We start from the raw sequence: 15,212 nt of genomic DNA on the forward strand, positions 1-15,212 counted from the left end.
CACCAAGGAGAACGATGGGTACAGCCACCCGCGTCCCGCAACGAGCCGACGTGCGGGGCGACGAACTGTCCGGCGACGAGGCATGGGCCGCACTGCGCCGTTACGGCGGCTGGCCCTTGATGCGCGACTCCTTCGTGCGGTTCCGCTACGCCGACGGATTCAGCCACTCCCGGGCGCTGGCCCTGCAGACGGTCCTGTCGATCGTCCCCCTGGCCATCGCCATGATCGGCCTGTCCGGTGTCCTGCACACCGACGACATCGGCCGAGTCGCCGAAATCACCATCCGCCGGATCGCCGGCGGCCCCAGCCAGGACGTGATCGACGACGCCCTGCGGCAAAGCCACCAGCACACCGACAGCGGCGGCCAGGCGGCTCTGTGGCTCGGGCTGTTGTTCTCCGTCGTCAACGTCACCACCGGGCTGTGCCAGGTCGAACGCGGGGCCAACCGCATCTACGGCGTGGAACGCGACCGCCCCTTCCTCCGCAAGTACAGCCGCGGGCTGGTGATGGCCGTGCTGGCCGGGGCGCCGCTGGGCCTCAGCTTCGTCCTCACCGTGCTGGGCGCCGACCTGACCCGTGCTCTCGCCGAGGTCTACCACCTGGGCACCGCCACCACCCACGCCTGGGACGTGCTGCGCTGGCCGCTGGGCATCGTCCTCGCGATGCTCGCCACCAGCGCGATCTTCCGCCGCTCACCGCGCCGTGCCCAACCCGGCTACACCTGGCTCGCGTTCGGGGCGACGGTCTACCTGCTGCTGTGGAGCGCGTCGACCTGGGCCCTGAGCCTGTACGTCGGAGCGAGCGGATCCTTCACCAGCATGTACGGGCCGCTGAGTGCCTTCGTGGCCCTGTTGTTGTGGTCCTATCTCACGTCGGTCGCGCTCTTCCTCGGGCTGGCGTTCGCCGCGCAACTGGAGGCGATGCGAGCCGGCGTGGCGCCACCAGCCGGCGACGACCCCGGTGTGTGACGGCCCGCCCGAGACAGCGAAGGAGTCCGCGCCCATGACGACACCGCACTTCACCCGCCACTTCGGACCCGACGCCCGATTCGGCGCCCGGCTGGCGGCCGCCACGGCCGTCACCGCCATCACGGCGGTGCCCTTCGCTCTCGCCGTGCTGCTCGTGGAATCCCGATGGCCGCCACTGCGCCGCCTGGACCAGGGCACCGCCGGCCACCTGCACCGTACGGCCTTGGACCATCCCGGCCTGGTACAGGCCCTGCGGTTCCTCACCGACGTCGTCTGGAACCCGGTGACCCTGCGCACGCTCGTCGCCGCGCTGGCGGTGTGGCTGCTGACCCGCCGGGCCTGGCGGCTCGCGGTCTGGGCCGCGGTCACCGCCGTCGCCGGCGGACTGACCGGGCTGCTCGCCAAGAACACCGTGGAACGCACCCGCCCCCACCTGCCGGACCCGGTCGCCCACGCTCCCGGCTTCTCCTTCCCCTCGGGCCACGCCATGACGGCCACCACCTCCTGCGCCGTGCTGCTGCTGGCTCTGCTTCCCGTGGTGCCAAGGGCCTGGCGCCCGCTGCCGTGGACCCTGGCCGGAATCACGGTCGTCGGCGTCGGCTGGACCCGGGTCGCCCTGGGCGTGCACTGGGTCAGCGACGTGGTGGGCGGCTGGCTGCTGGGCCTGGTCGTCGTCACCGCGACCACACTCACCTTCCAGGCCTGGCGCGCCGATGTCGGACGCCCCTTCACCACGCCCGCGCAGGGGCTGGAGCCGGAACTCACCCGGTCCCGCCCCGAACCGCCGTCCGACACCTGGCGGCCTTGAACGTCCGGGCCCGGCGGCATGGGCGACGCGCGCCCGCGCCCCCGGCGCGCCCCCGCTGCTGCCTCTGTGCGCTCCTGTGGCCGGAGCGGACCGCCTGCCACGATCGACGCGGGCGGCCGGGCTCCCGGCCGTATTGGTGACCGTGGGCGACGGGGGACGCATGACGCGACGATGGCTGGTGACGGGGTGTTCCTCGGGATTGGGGCGGGCGCTGGCGGGTGCTGTCGCCGCGGCCGGTGACCTGGTGGTGGTGACGGCCCGCGATCCCTCGTCCGTGCAGGACCTGGCGGCCCGGTTCCCGGACCGGGTGACGACGGCGGCCCTGGACGTGTGCGATCCCGGGCAGTGCCAGGCGGCGGTGGCCCATGCCGTCGCACGCTTCGGCGGACTCGACGTGTTGGTGAACAACGCCGGGGCGGGCCTGTTCGGTGCCGTGGAGGAGGTGGCCGACGACGAACTGCGCGCGCAGTTGGAGGTCCTGGCCGTGGCGCCGTGGCGCCTGGTCCGGTTGGCGCTCCCGCTGATGCGGGGCCAGGGCTCCGGTCACATCGTCAACGTGTCGTCGCTGGCCGGCCGCATGGGCTTTCCCGGCCTGTCCGCGTACGTGGCGGGCAAGTACGCGCTGGAGGGGATGAGTCAGGCGCTCGCGGCGGAGGTCGCCCCGTTCGGGATCCGGGTGAGCGTGGTGCAGCCGGGCCAGTTCGCGACGGGCTACGGAACCGCCCTGGCCGAGACCGCCACCCGTATCCCCGCCTACGCGCAGGGCACGGGGGAGGTGCGCGCGGGTCTGCGGGGCATGGAGGACAACCCCGCCCTCAGCCGCCCCGAGCTGTTCGCCGCCCATGTCCTGCGCCTAATCGCGGCGGACGCGGCACCGGTGCGGGTGCCGATCGGGGCGGACGCCTACGCGATCGCGGGTGCGATCGAGGAGTCGGCGCGCGACGAACTCGCGGCCGCCCGTGCCTTCGTCGAGGGCGCCGGGGCGCCGGATTCGACGGCGCCGGCAGCAGCCGCGGTGCCCGCGCCGGTCACGTAGCAGGGCACGGCCGTGTTGGTGAATCAGAATTCACCCGCTACGGTGAATTCTGATTCACCGACTGTACGGCTCGTCTGGAGACGTGATGGCCCAGCCCGCCCCGATACCCGACACGACCAGTACCGGGCGCGTCCCGGACGGTCTGCGCAAGCGTATGACCGTGCCGGTGCTGGCCTTCGGCGGCATCCTCATGGCCGTCATGCAGACCGTGGTCGTCCCCCTGCTGCCGGACCTGCCCCGGCTCACCGGCTCCTCGGCGGGTGCCGTCTCCTGGATGGTGACGGCCACCCTCCTGTCCGGCGCCGTGCTCACCCCGGTGCTCGGCCGCGCCGGTGACCTGTACGGCAAGCGCCGGGTTCTGGCGGGGGCCCTGGCCCTGATGACCCTCGGCTCGGTGATGTGCGCCCTGTCGTCGCAGATCGGGATCCTGATCGCGGCCCGGGCACTGCAGGGTGCCGCGGCCGCCGTGGTGCCGCTGTCGATCAGCGTGCTGCGTGACGAACTGCCACCCGAGCGGCGGGGTTCGGCGGTCGCGATGATGAGCTCCACGGTCGGCATCGGCGCCGCCCTCGGCCTGCCGCTCGCCGCGCTGGTCGTGCAGTACGCGGACTGGCACACCATGTTCTGGCTGACCAGCGCCCTCGGCGCGCTGGGTGTGGCCGGCGTCTGGTGGGCGATCGCCGATTCGCCGGACCGAGGGAGCGGCCGGTTCGACGTCGTCGGGGCACTGGGGCTGGCGGCGGGGCTGATCTGCCTGCTGCTCGGCGTGTCCCAGGGCGGGCAGTGGGGGTGGGTCAGCGGCCGCATCGTCGGACTGTTCGTCGCTGCGGTGATCGTCCTCGCGCTGTGGTGGCTCCAGCAGCTGCGCAGCGCGCATCCGCTGGTCGACCTGCGCCTGGCGTCCCGCCCCCGGGTCGGGCTCTCGCACGTGGCGGCGATGCTCACCGGCTTCGCCTTCTACGCCAACTCCCTCGTCACCGCGCAACTGGTCCAGGCGCCCAAGGCGACCGGGTACGGCCTCGGCCTGACCGTCTTCGAGACCGGCCTGTGCCTGCTGCCCGCGGGCCTGACCATGCTGCTGCTGTCACCGGTCTCGGCCCGGATCTCCGCCGCCCGCGGTCCGCGGATCACGCTGGCCCTCGGCGCTGCCGTCATCGCCTTCGGCTACGTGATCCGCGTCGTGGACAGCCGCGACCTGTGGGTGATCCTGGTCGGGGCGACGGTGATCTCCAGCGGCACCACGCTGGCCTACTCGGCGCTGCCCACCCTGATCCTGCGAGCCGTGCCGGCCGAGCAGAGCGCCTCCGCCAACGGCGTCAACGTGCTGATGCGCACCATCGGTCAGGCCGCGTCGAGCGCGGCGGTGGCCGCCGTACTCGTCCACCACACCAGCCCGGTCGCGGGCATACCCGTGCCGACCCTCCCCGGCTACCAGCTTGCTTTCACCCTGGCAGGCGTCGTCGCGGTCGCCGCCATCGGCGCCGCGCTGTCCATCCCCGGCGACCGTGCGGAGCGCCGAGCCGGGCGGGGCGCCGGGCAGGTGGCGCCGACCCGGACCCAGACCATGGAGGACGCGTGAGCGCCGGCGCTTCCGACGGCGCTGCCTCCCACGGCGCCGGCCCTGGCGGGCGCCGGGACGCGGAGGCGACCAAGGCCGCGATCCTGCGGGCCGTGCGCCACTTCCTCGCCCGGCAGGCGCACGCCGACATCACCTTGAAGGCGGTGGCCGAACGGGCGGGCGTCAGCCCCCCGCTGGTCCTGAAGTACTTCGGCAGCAAGGAGGCGCTGTTCGCCCGGGTGCTGTCCTTCGAGAGCGACGCGGAAGCACTGCTGGACGCGCCGCTCGACCGGCTGGGCCACCACATGGTCCGCCATGTGCTGGAGACCCAGCGCCACCACGGCACCGACCCCGTCCTGCGGATCGTCTTCGCGTCCCTGCAGAGCGACTCCGGGGACGTCCTGCGCGCCAACTTCCACGCCCAGGTGACCGAGCGGCTCACCCGCCGGCTGCCCGGCCCCGATGCCGGGCTGCGCGCGGAGCTCGCCCTGGGCGCGCTGCTCGGGTTCGGCGTCATGTACGGCATCGCGCGGGGTCCGGTCATGCGGGAGTCCGGCACCGACGACCTCGTCGCGCGGTACGGGCCCCTGGTGCAGGCTCAGCTGACACCCGGCGCCGGGTGACCACCGGGTGGCAGGCGGGGTGGCTCCAGGTGCGGGCCGGTGACCGGCCCGCCACCCTCGCGAAGCGTCGACTCAGCCCACTGCCGGCGGCTTGTCGCAGCAGCCCGCCAGTGCGTCCAGCGCCGCCTGCCGGCCGGTGTCGACCGCCATGCGCAGCGGATCCGGGCGGCGCTCCGTCTGGCCGATCGCCGTGCTGCCGAGGGGCGGGCGGATCTGCAGGGTCGTGGGATGCGAGGCCAGGATCCGTTCCTCCTCCCCTCTGACCGCCTCACGCTGCAGCCACGGCGTGAGGGCTCCTGGTGCGCGCCGGGCGAACCAGCGCGACATCACGAGGCGTTGGACGGCGGACGGAGCGGACGCGGTCTCGTCCGCACGCCGCGTACGGAGTGCCACGCTGTGGGTGGCCCGCTGCGCCACGGCGGTCCGTACGGGCACCGCCTCGCTCACACCGGCGTCGACGAAGGATCGGCCGTTGATCTCGATGGGTTCGCCTGCGAGGAGCGGCATGGCGGCCGACGCAAGGAGTGCGGCCTGCAAGCCGGCCTGGTCGTGGATCTGCCCGTGCAGATCGGTGGGCCGGCCCGTGAGGGCGTCAGATGAGGCGGACCGGATCGTTCTCCGCGGCCGACTGCACCTCACCGTGGACGGAGCGGCCTTTCTGGACGCGGGTGCCGCATCGATCCTGTTCGACCTCGCCGACCCGCCACCGCCCCAGGGCGCCGATGCCACGTGGGTGGGGGTCCGCGTCGCGCGGCACAGCGTCAGCCTGTACCCGTACCACCTGTGACGCCACCGTTCGCAGGCCCGGACGAGGCCGTCGTGCCTGGGCCCGGCGCCGGGTGGTCGGGACGGCGTTGGAGGCGGGACCGACCTCGTGGGAGTGGTGGCGTTCGACCGATATAGCATCCGCCTGTGTCGACGGTCTGCCTTCTCGGTGTGGGGCGCATGGGTGAACCCATGTGCGGCAATCTCGTCCGCGCGGGACACGAGGTCCGGGCCTTCGACGTCCGGCCCGAACGCCGGGAGGCGGTCGTGTCCCGCGGGGCCCGGTGGCCCGGTTCAGCCCTGGCCGCGGCGACCGGGGCGGAGGTGCTGCTCACCGTGCTGCCAGGGCCGGCCGAGGTGGCCGAGGCGATCGAGGACAGTGTGCTGGAGGCGCTGGCGCCAGGGGCCGTCTGGATCGACATGAGCAGCAACACGCCGACAGCGGCGGCTCCTTGCCGGGACCGGGCGACCGCCTGCGGAGTCGGCGTCCTCGAGGCCCCCATCGGTGGCTCTCCCGCGGATGCCGCCGCGGGACGGCTGCGGTTGTTCGCCGGAGGTGACGCCGTTCTCCTGGAGCGTCATCGCCCGCTCCTGTCCGCGGTCGCCGACCGCATCACCCACCTCGGGGGATTCGGCACCGGCTACACCGCCAAACTGCTGGTGAACCTCCTGTGGTTCGGCCAGGCGGCAGCCACAGCCGAGGCGCTGCTGCTGGGTGATCGCGCGGGTATCGATCTGGGCGTGCTCACCGCGGTCCTGGCCGAGAGCCCGGCCTCGACCGCGTTCATCCGGCGGGATCTGCCCGCCCTTCTCGGCGGCGACTACCTCGCCAGTTTCGGCCTGGACCACATCCGTGACCAACTCGCCGCGGTGACGGCCCTGGCGGCGCACTTCGGTACGCCGTACGCCATAGCCGACACCGTTCGCCGCCTCCATGAGGAGGCACTCGAACACTACGGTCCCGCCGACGGTGAACTGCTCGCGGTGGCCCTGCTCGAGGAGAAGGCCGGGAGGCTGCTCCGCCACCCGGCACAGCCCCCGGCGTGACCTCCCACCGCCGGGGCGACAGTCCTACGACCTCGGGGGGAAGCGCGTTCTGGCGTCCTGGGTGTGGGCGCGCATGACCTGCTCGGCACGTGTGTCATCGCGTGCGGCGATAGCCGCGACCAGTTCGCGGTGCTCCACCCACGCCTGGCGGACGATGGGCGTGTAGGAGCGGCGGACCCTGTGCTCGACGCGGGACGCCAACTCCGCGAGCACGGCGTTCCCCGCCAGTTCCATGACGCAGGCGTGGAACGTGGCGTTCGCCGCCACCACCGCGTCCACGTCGTCGGCGGCGACCGCGGCCTCGCCCGTCGCGCACAGCTCGTCGAGCCGCTGCAGTCCCTCGGCCGACGGGCCGACCGCGGCCAGCCGCGCTCCTTCGGTCTCCAACAGCGTGCGGACGACGAAGAGCTGGTCGGTCTCCTCCCCGGTCGGCTCGTGGACGAAGGCACCCTGCGCGGGACGGAGGTCCACCCATCCCTCGGCGTCGAGCCGTTGCAACGCCTCGTGCACGGGCTGCCGGGAGACCCCGAGACGGGTCGCGAGCTCACTCTCCACCAGGTGCGTGCCGGGCGGCAGTGACCGTGAGCCGATCAGGTGCAGCAACGTCTCGTACACCCGCTCGCGCAACGGTCCCGGGCGCTCCAGCCTGGGCAGGGACCCCTGCGGCAGCCCTTTGAACAGCATCTCGGCCTCCACTGGCCTCTCCGACGGCCTCAGCGCGTGGACCCTCATCCGGCGCTGGGCAGAGTATCGACCCACGGACGACGGGTGAGAAGTGGATCCGGATCGCTTTCCGAGCCCGGCGCTCGTCTCATCGCCGGTGCAACGGAGGTGGCGGCAGTATGCCGTCCCGCCCGCCGGTCCGTGCTCGCGCCCAGGTCACCAGCGCGGCGGCGTCGACACCGTACGGGGAGGCGCCGGCGTACGGGGCGAGGCCGTCGGCCGCTCGGGACAGCAGAGCCGAGGCGCCCTTGGCGTTGCCCCGCGCGGCGTGCGTCAGGCCGACCGCGAGCTGGGCGAGTGCGCGCCACAAGGCCCGCTCGTCGTCCGGCGAGGCCTTCCACCTGTCCTCCAGTACCTCGTGGGCATGGAACGGCATTCCGGCGTCGAGCAGCCGTTGCGCTTCCCGCAGGGTTTCCTCCGGGGAGCGGACGACTCCCTCGGGCTGCCTGGTGACCCCTTCGGCGCCGTAGGGCAGGGGCCTGCCCAGGCCGTCCCTCGGCCGGGCGTTGCGCGCCCGGCCGGCGCTGTCACGGTCCCGCGCGCGTCCGCCTGTTTCGTCGCCGAGTGCCACTGTCTCCTCGGCGAGTCGCACCCCGCAGTGCTCGCAGACAGCGCTGCCCGGCCGCTCCCGGACGCGGCCGCACGCGGGACACACCAGATGCAGCATGCAGGCCGGCTCGCCACCCTGGTGCCAAGGCTCATCGCTCATGACCTCATTGTCGCCCCGCGCGCTCGGGGCACGCCGTCCCCGTGCTCAGGTCAGCGGGTGAGCCCGGAGGTGAGGGCGGCGAGGCGGCGCCACTGGGGGAGCGGCGGCTCGGAGTCGCCGCTTGCGGTGATGACCTGGAGGGCCAGGTGGTCGGCGCCTGCGGCGAGGAACTGACGCAGGCGGTGGTGGATGGTGTCGTCGGTGCCCCGGACGACGAGGGCGTCGACGAGGCGGTCGCTTCCGGCGTCGGCGAGGTCGTCGTCGGTGTAGCCCAGTCGCTTGAGGTTGGCGGCGTAGTTGGGGAGTCCGAGGTAGTAGCCGAGGAAGCCGCGAGCGGTCGCGCGGGCCGTTGCCGGATCGTCGTCCAGGACGACGGTGACCTCGGGCGCCAGGAGGGGCTCGGGTCCCAGGATGCCGCGGGCCTGTTCGAGGTACTCGGGCGTGACGAGGTAGGGGTGGGCGCCGGCGGCCCGGTCGCGGGAGAGTCCCAGCATCTTCGGGCCGAGCGCCGCCAGGACGCGGCGGTCGGCCGGGACGGGCGGGGCGGCCGCGTCGAGGGCGTCGAGGTACTCCACCATCGTGGAGTAGGGGCGCCGGTAGTCGCGGGCCAGTGCGGCGTGGCTCGCGCCCAGGCCGAGGAGGAACCGGCCGGGGTCGCTCCGTTCGAGGTCGGCGCGTTGCGCCGCGACGCTGTGGGCGTCCTCGAACCAGATGTTGAGGATTCCGGTGGCCAGCACGACGTGGTCCGTCGATGCGGCCAGGTGGGCGGCGTGGCGCACGCTGCTGCTGCCGCCGAGCCAGATGGCGCCGAATCCCAGGTTCTCGACGTCGGCGGCCGCCCGGCGGATCCGGTCCTGCTGCGCCGGGTCCTCGGAGCGCAGTTCGTGGCTGAAGATCCCGAAGGGCCCGAGAGCGGCCTTGAGTCCGTCCACGGGCGGGCCGCCGGCGGGGCGGGACCCTCCCGGGGCATCGGTGGGACGTGCGGTTTCCTGGCCCATGGCCGGTACTTCCTCGTCGCATAGGGGGTGATGGAACGGAGGAGCTTGCGGGGCATGCCCGGAGGGCCGATCGGGTCGGGCGTGCGACCTGTACAACAAGTCTCACACGATCGACTCGGGTCTCTGAAAGAGGTTGGGGGGATCTTGGTTTCCTGGTTCATGACCAGCGTCGACTCCTCCAGCGCATGGACAGGGCGGCAGCCCGGTGGGGGACAAGACCTCGGGCACCAAGGGCTTCCATCACCCGGTCGTGGGGGACCTCACCCTCTCCTACGAGACGCTGCGGGTGGCCGACGACCCCGCACAGGCCCTCGTGGTCCACACCGCCGAGCCCGGCAGCGCCTCCGCGGAATCGCTGCGACTCCTCCTGGACCGGACGGCCGACGAGCCGGCCGAGGACACGGCCTCCGGGAACCGGGCCGGCCACGTGGCCCCTCCCCGGCCGCGGGGCTGACCCGTACGGTCGTGGTTACCCCCCGGGGCAGCCACAGGGGGGCCCGCGCCCGGCAGGGGGAAACGTGCACCGGCGGTGCGTTCCGTACCCTGGCGGCATGCGCATGCGCCCTACTTTGAGCTGGACCCCGACCGAGGACCTACCGCCCGGCACCACGGACCTGGAACCGGTCGCCGAGGCGCTGAGCACCGGGGGCGTGCTGGTCCTCAGCGGGGCGGGTATTTCCACGGAGTCGGGCATCCCCGACTACCGGGGCGAGGGCGGCAGCCTGAGCCGGCACACCCCGATGACCTACCAGGACTTCACCGCCGACGCCCAGGCCCGGCGCCGGTACTGGGCGCGCAGTCACCTGGGCTGGCGGACCTTCGGCCGGGCCCTGCCCAACGCCGGGCACCGCGCCGTGGCCGCGTTCGGACGGCACGGCCTGCTCGCCGGCGCGATCACGCAGAATGTCGACGGCCTCCACCAGGCCGCCGGCAGCGAAGCGGTCGTGGAACTCCACGGGAGCCTGGCCAGGGTCGTCTGTCTCTCCTGCGGCGCCCTCAGCCCGCGCCGCGAGCTCGCGCGGCGGCTGGAGGAGGCCAATCCGGGCTTCGAACCGGTGGCCGCGGGCATCAACCCGGACGGCGACGCCGACCTCACCGACCACCAGGTACGGGACTTTCACGTGGTGCCGTGCACGGTCTGCGGCGGCGTGCTCAAACCCGACGTGGTGTTCTTCGGCGAGGCCGTTCCGCCGGGGCGGGTCGAGCACTGCCGTGCGCTGGTGACCGAGGCGGCCTCGCTCCTGGTCCTGGGCTCCTCGCTGACGGTGATGTCCGGGCTCCGGTTCGTCCGGCAGGCGGCCGAGGCCGGAAAGCCGGTGCTGATCGTCAACCGGGACGCGACCCGCGGCGACCGGTACGCCCGCACCCGCGTCGCGCTCCCGCTGGGCACAGCGCTCACCACGGTGGCCGGCCGCCTGGACATCCCCGTCGACGGTCAGCCCGCTCAGGCGGGCTGACCGGTGGAGACGCCCGGACGCCGGCCACGCCCCGCTGATGGTGCCGGCCCTCTCAGGCGCGCATGCCGAACCGCCGCGGCGATCGCACGGGTGTTCCCCATCGCTGCCGGGATGACCGGGGACCAAGGGAACCGAGTCGGCACAGCCGGCGCGGACGGGTCGTCCGGGTGGCCTGCCACCGAGCGCGGAAGGCCAGGGCATTCCGGCCGCACGGGAGTTGTGGCGGAGCTACGATGCGCGGATGGCTGAGCAGCTGTACGACCGCTCGAGCCGCGGGTGCGCGGTCGGGCATCTGGATTCCGGGCTGCGGACCGCGATCCTTGCCGAGGCCGAGGGCGAACTGCTCGGTGACGTCACGGCAACCGCCGTCTGCTGCGTGGAGACCCGCAGCGTGCCCCGGCGCCGAACCGGCGTCGGGCGACTGCTCGGGGGAAGGCCCCTGCCCGAGACACTGACGGCGGCCGTGGTGCTGCCCCGGCATCTGCTGGTCGCGGTTGCCGTCGGGAACACCGGCAGTGTCACGGCACACTCCGCACGCCTGGACGGGATCACGGTCACCGACGTCGATCCGCGCTGGGCGCACGACACCGGAGTGTCGGTGTTCGCCCGCTGGTCGCACCAGTCCGAGGCCGGGTCGCTGCACCTCGCCCTCGGCGGCGACCCCGATGGGGAGTCGTTCAAGGAGAGCCTGCGGCGCGCCGTCGAGGCGGCGAAGAGCGGCTGAGTCACGGACCGACGTCATGGGTCCTGGTGCCGGCCGGCGAGCAGGTCGCCGGTCGTGGTGCGGTGGTAGACGACGCGTCTGCCGATCCTCGTCCCGGTGACGAGGTCCGCGTCGCGCAGCACGGTCAGGTGGCCTCCCACGGTGCCGAGCGACAGGCCGAGTTGGGCGGCGAGTTCGCTGGTGGTGGCGGGGCGTCTCAGTTCGTGGAGGATGGCGGCGCGTCCGGTACCGATCAGGCGCGCCAGCGCCTGGCCGGGTTCGGGGCGCGGGTCGGTGGCGGCGCTGCCGCGGGCCGGGTAGACCAGGGCGTAGGAGGCCGGTGGCGCCTCGCACAGCCACGTGCCCGCGGAGATGGCGGCGATCGGTATGAACTGCATGCCGTCCTCGCCGACGAAGCGGTCCGGGGAGGGCCGGTCGCTGAAGCGGACGGCGTCGGTGCCGACCCAGGCACTGCGGCGGCTCATCTGCTCCAGGGCGCGGGGCCAGCCGTAGGCGGCGAGCAGCCCGGCCCGGTAGGTGACGTCCCGTTCCAGCAGTGCCCGGCGGCGGGGCCAGTCGGGCGCGACATGAGCGGTCCAGGTGGAGCGGAACAGGTCCGCGGTCCTGGCGGCCCAGTTGCGTCCGCTCAGCCACTGGTCCAACGCGTGCTGCTCCCAGCTGTGCGCCACCGACTCCTCCAGCTCGGCCCGCACTTGGGCGTCGGGCATGGTCGCCACATGGGCGAGCTCGTCGTCCAGGACGGTGCGCATGCCGCCGGCGGGCGGGAGCACGACGTGGGCGGGCATCCACTTGGTCGAGCCCAGCAGCCTGACCAGCCCCTTGGCGAAGGGGTCGGCGTCGAGAGCGGCAAGGAACGCGCCGCGATGACGGGCGTGCCAGGGGGCCAGCCAGGGGTCGGCGTACGGGGCGGCCAGCACCATCATGGACGCGAGCGTCTCGGCGAGCGGCGACAGCGCGAACCGGGACCGCGACAGGGCCAGGGAACTCATCCGCAGCAGGGTCATCTTTCGCCTCCTGCCGAAACGATAGTGCCCGGGCCGGCTCCTTCCGCAGACTGCGGTGCGTGCTCTCACCCCTCCTGCTGAACAAGGGCTTCCGCTGGTTCTTCACCGCGCAGTCGGTGTCCCTGCTCGGAAGCGCGATGGCCCCGGTCGCGCTGGCCTTCGCCGTCCTGGACGCCTCGGGAAGCCCCGGCGACCTGGGCGTGGTCCTCACCGTCTACATGGTGCCGCTGCTCGTGTTCCTGGTGGTGGGCGGAGCCACGGCCGACCGCCTTCCGCGCCGTACCCTGCTGGTGGCCGCGAACCTGGGCTCGGCCCTCACCCAGGGCGGTGTGGCCGCCCTGCTGCTGACCGGCCGCTACGCCCTGGTCCCGGTGGCCGCGCTGGGATTCGCGAACGGCGTCCTCGCCGCCTTCACCACGCCGGCCCTGCGCGGCATCCTGCCCCAACTCGTCCCGGGCGACGGGCTCCGTCAGGCGAACGCGCTGCTGGGATCAGTACGCAACGCCACCAAGATCCTCGGGCCGAGCCTGTCGGGCGTGCTGGTGGCGGCCACGGGCGGAGGCCCGGCCATCGCCTTCGACGCGCTGACCTACCTGCTCGCCGCCGCCTGCCTCACCCACCTGGCTCCCCTCGACGGTCCGTCCGGCAGCCGCCGTTCCGCGAGTCTGATCACCGACATCCGCGAGGGCTGGGACGCCTACCGCCGGATCCGCTGGGTCTGGACGGTGTCGCTCGCCTTCTGCGTGGTCAACCTGGTGCAGGTCGGCACCTGGCAGATCCTGGGTCCCGAGCTCACCCGGCAGGCCGACGGCGAAGCGGCCTGGGGCTTCGTGCTCAGCGCCCGCGGCGCGGGCCTGCTCGTGATGAGCGCACTGATGTACCGGCTGACCGTCCGGCACCTGCTCCGGCTGGGCCAGCTCGTGAGCGTACTGGGTGCACTGCCCCTCCTGGCACTGGGTGCGCATCTGCACGCGCCCTGGTTGATCGCCGCCGCCTTCACCGCCGGCCTGGGCTCCTCCGTCGCGTCCGTCGGATGGGACACCTCGCTGCAGGAGCACGTCCCGCCGCACGCGTTGTCGCGCGTGTCGTCCTTCGACGACCTGCTGTCCTACATCGCCATCCCGCTCGGGCAGTTGAGCGTGGCGCCGCTCGCCGACCGCTTCGGAGGGTTCCAGGTGGCCGCGGTCGCGGGCGTGGTCTACGCCGCGGCGGTCCTGGCTCCCCTGGCCTCCGCCGCGGTACGCAGCCTGCCCCACGGCCTCGGAGCCCAGGCAACCGTGGCCGCCGATGCCGCCGCCCCGACGACGCCTCCCGAGCCCGTCGGCCGGTAGCCGGCTGCTCCGGCGGCGCGAAGGAGGTGTGTCCCCACCGCCGGGCGGCACCGTCGGCGGGAACGTCCCGGGTGAGTGGCGGAGCGTCAGCGGTTCAGCTCGTCAGCGGCGTGGTCCGATCGGACCGCTGGCGCATGAAACTGCTTCCGTCCTCCCGGCGGAAAGGCTTTATGGCTGCCGCATGTGTGACACGCCCCGAAGGCGCCGTGCGAGGTGGACGCTCCGTCGTCTGCCGGGAGGCAACTGCCCACCGGATGTGAGGTGTCGGGTGGCGACGGGGGGTTCGGCAGTGGGCCGGGGAGTCCATCGGCCGCAAATCCCCTCTAACAGGATGATTCGGTATTTCCACCTGCGTACATCATGAAAGAACTGAGAAATTTCTCACGATGATATGGGCATCCTTTTACCCGCCTCAGGAGTCTCTAGGGGGATGGCCTCGTCATGCCATCAACCCATAGGAGCATTTGAGGTATACGCTTTGAAAAACGGCATAAAGAACATGTCCCGCGTCTCCGCGGTGACGATCACTGCGGGAGCAGTGATGTCGGCCGGAGCGCTCGTCGCCCCGGCTCACGCCGCGACGATCGCGACGCCCACGATCACCGCCAAGGGCGGCTTCGTGATGAACAACGGGACCGGCAAGACCCTCTACTCGAAGGCCGCCGACACCCGTCGTTCCACCGGTTCCACCACCAAGATCATGACGGCTCGTGTCGTGCTCGCCCAGCCGCATCTGAACCTTGACACCAAGGTGACGATCCAGAAGGCGTACAGCGACTACATCGTCTCCAAGGGCGCTTCGTCGGCCCACCTGATCGTCGGTGACAAGGTGACCGTCCGTCAGCTGCTGTACGCGTTGATGCTCCCGTCCGGCTGCGACGCGGCGTACGCCCTCGCCGACAAGTACGGCACGGGCACCTCGCGGGCCGCACGGGTCAAGTCGTTCATCGGCAAGATGAACTCGACGGCCAAGAGCCTGGGTCTGAAGAACACCCACTTCGACTCGTTCGACGGCATCGGGAACGGGGCGAACTACTCCACCCCCCGCGACCTGACCAAGCTCGCCAGCAACGCGATGAAGTACGCGACCTTCCGCACCGTCGTGAAGACCAAGTCGACGAAGCAGAAGGTCACCACGAAGACCGGCGGCTACCGCTACATGTCGTGGGCGAACACCAACACGCTGCTGGGCAGCTACTCCGGAACCATCGGGATCAAGACCGGTTCCGGTTCGGTCGCCAAGTACTGCCTGGTCTTTGCGGCCACCCGCAACGGCAAGACGGTCATCGGCACCGTTCTCGCGGCCCCCTCGGCGACCAGCCGTGCGTCGGACGCGACGAAGCTGATGAACTACGGCTTCAAGAAGTAGTCACATCGGCATGACGAAGGGTCTGCCCGCGACGCCGTCGTGATCGATCGTGGTCGCGACCGGCGGCGGCGGGGACGTCCCACAGCTGAGGG

17 protein-coding genes are annotated in these 15,212 nt (G+C 72.4%); 12 read left to right on the plus strand and 5 right to left on the minus strand.

Annotated elements, in window-relative coordinates; all coding sequences use genetic code 11:
- The first annotated feature begins 14 nt into the window (after positions 1-14).
- The 5 genes from ACIP98_RS31435 (at position 15) to ACIP98_RS31455 (ending at position 4,993) form a co-directional block, all read left to right on the plus strand.
- The gene (locus ACIP98_RS31435) at positions 15-968 is read left to right on the plus strand and encodes a YihY/virulence factor BrkB family protein (protein WP_319662326.1); all 954 of its coding nucleotides are present in this window, start codon (positions 15-17) and stop codon (positions 966-968) included.
- Between the two features lie 34 nt (positions 969-1,002).
- The gene (locus ACIP98_RS31440; RefSeq protein WP_319662325.1) at positions 1,003-1,776 is read left to right on the plus strand and encodes a phosphatase PAP2 family protein; all 774 of its coding nucleotides are present in this window, start codon (positions 1,003-1,005) and stop codon (positions 1,774-1,776) included.
- Positions 1,777-1,936: 160 nt separating this feature from the next.
- Positions 1,937-2,812 (plus strand): SDR family oxidoreductase, encoded by an 876-nt coding sequence (locus tag ACIP98_RS31445; protein WP_401979111.1) that lies wholly within the window; start codon positions 1,937-1,939, stop codon positions 2,810-2,812.
- 85 nt (positions 2,813-2,897) lie between these two features.
- Positions 2,898-4,391, plus strand: a complete 1,494-nt coding sequence (locus tag ACIP98_RS31450) for an MDR family MFS transporter (RefSeq protein WP_401979113.1) — start codon at positions 2,898-2,900, stop codon at positions 4,389-4,391.
- Positions 4,388-4,993 carry a TetR family transcriptional regulator gene (locus ACIP98_RS31455; RefSeq protein WP_319662322.1) on the plus strand — a complete coding sequence of 202 codons (606 nt, stop codon included), beginning with the start codon at positions 4,388-4,390 and terminating at the stop codon, positions 4,991-4,993. The genes ACIP98_RS31450 and ACIP98_RS31455 overlap by 4 nt, the downstream gene beginning before the upstream one ends.
- Positions 4,994-5,065: 72 nt before the next feature.
- Here the strand turns inward: ACIP98_RS31455 and ACIP98_RS31460 are convergent, their stop codons facing one another.
- Positions 5,066-5,632 (minus strand): patatin-like phospholipase family protein, encoded by a 567-nt coding sequence (locus ACIP98_RS31460; protein ID WP_401979114.1) that lies wholly within the window; start codon positions 5,630-5,632, stop codon positions 5,066-5,068.
- Between ACIP98_RS31460 and ACIP98_RS31465 the strand changes: the two genes are divergently transcribed.
- Both ACIP98_RS31465 and ACIP98_RS31470 read left to right on the plus strand, forming a co-directional pair.
- The gene (locus ACIP98_RS31465; RefSeq protein ID WP_401979166.1) at positions 5,577-5,780 is read left to right on the plus strand and encodes a hypothetical protein; all 204 of its coding nucleotides are present in this window, start codon (positions 5,577-5,579) and stop codon (positions 5,778-5,780) included. The two genes, ACIP98_RS31460 and ACIP98_RS31465, sit on opposite strands and share 56 nt — an antisense overlap.
- Before the next feature lie 125 nt (positions 5,781-5,905).
- Positions 5,906-6,805: an NAD(P)-dependent oxidoreductase gene (locus tag ACIP98_RS31470; RefSeq protein ID WP_401979115.1), complete on the plus strand. Its 900-nt coding sequence runs from the start codon at positions 5,906-5,908 to the stop codon at positions 6,803-6,805.
- Positions 6,806-6,829: 24 nt separating this feature from the next.
- Here ACIP98_RS31470 and ACIP98_RS31475 read toward each other — a convergent pair whose 3' ends face one another.
- The 3 genes from ACIP98_RS31475 to ACIP98_RS31485 form a co-directional block, all read right to left on the minus strand.
- Positions 6,830-7,489 (minus strand): GntR family transcriptional regulator, encoded by a 660-nt coding sequence (locus tag ACIP98_RS31475; protein WP_401979116.1) that lies wholly within the window; start codon positions 7,487-7,489, stop codon positions 6,830-6,832.
- A gap of 127 nt (positions 7,490-7,616) precedes the next feature.
- Positions 7,617-8,237: a DUF309 domain-containing protein gene (locus ACIP98_RS31480; protein WP_401979118.1), complete on the minus strand. Its 621-nt coding sequence runs from the start codon at positions 8,235-8,237 to the stop codon at positions 7,617-7,619.
- 50 nt (positions 8,238-8,287) lie between these two features.
- Positions 8,288-9,235 carry an LLM class F420-dependent oxidoreductase gene (locus tag ACIP98_RS31485; RefSeq protein WP_401979119.1) on the minus strand — a complete coding sequence of 316 codons (948 nt, stop codon included), beginning with the start codon at positions 9,233-9,235 and terminating at the stop codon, positions 8,288-8,290.
- A 205-nt stretch (positions 9,236-9,440) separates the two neighbouring features.
- On the opposite strand from ACIP98_RS31485, the gene ACIP98_RS31490 reads away from it, so the two are divergent.
- From ACIP98_RS31490 to ACIP98_RS31500, 3 genes are all read left to right on the plus strand, one after another.
- On the plus strand, positions 9,441-9,689 hold the full coding sequence (locus ACIP98_RS31490) for a hypothetical protein (RefSeq protein ID WP_401979120.1): 249 nt from the start codon (positions 9,441-9,443) through the stop codon (positions 9,687-9,689).
- A gap of 97 nt (positions 9,690-9,786) precedes the next feature.
- Positions 9,787-10,692: an NAD-dependent protein deacetylase gene (locus ACIP98_RS31495; RefSeq protein ID WP_319662316.1), complete on the plus strand. Its 906-nt coding sequence runs from the start codon at positions 9,787-9,789 to the stop codon at positions 10,690-10,692.
- 241 nt (positions 10,693-10,933) lie between these two features.
- Positions 10,934-11,416, plus strand: a complete 483-nt coding sequence (locus ACIP98_RS31500) for a hypothetical protein (RefSeq protein ID WP_401979121.1) — start codon at positions 10,934-10,936, stop codon at positions 11,414-11,416.
- A 14-nt stretch (positions 11,417-11,430) separates the two neighbouring features.
- On the opposite strand, the gene ACIP98_RS31505 is transcribed toward ACIP98_RS31500, so the two are convergent.
- Positions 11,431-12,420: an ArsR/SmtB family transcription factor gene (locus ACIP98_RS31505; RefSeq protein ID WP_401979123.1), complete on the minus strand. Its 990-nt coding sequence runs from the start codon at positions 12,418-12,420 to the stop codon at positions 11,431-11,433.
- A gap of 59 nt (positions 12,421-12,479) precedes the next feature.
- On the opposite strand from ACIP98_RS31505, the gene ACIP98_RS31510 reads away from it, so the two are divergent.
- Positions 12,480-13,751 carry an MFS transporter gene (locus tag ACIP98_RS31510; RefSeq protein ID WP_401979124.1) on the plus strand — a complete coding sequence of 424 codons (1,272 nt, stop codon included), beginning with the start codon at positions 12,480-12,482 and terminating at the stop codon, positions 13,749-13,751.
- 499 nt (positions 13,752-14,250) lie between these two features.
- Entirely contained in the window at positions 14,251-15,120 is an 870-nt protein-coding gene (locus ACIP98_RS31515) for a serine hydrolase (protein WP_319662482.1), read from the plus strand.
- The last annotated feature ends 92 nt before the right edge of the window (positions 15,121-15,212 follow it).

The sequence above is a fragment of the Streptomyces sp. NPDC088354 genome, assembly GCF_044753585.1.
Classification (GTDB): Bacteria; Actinomycetota; Actinomycetes; order Streptomycetales; family Streptomycetaceae; genus Actinacidiphila.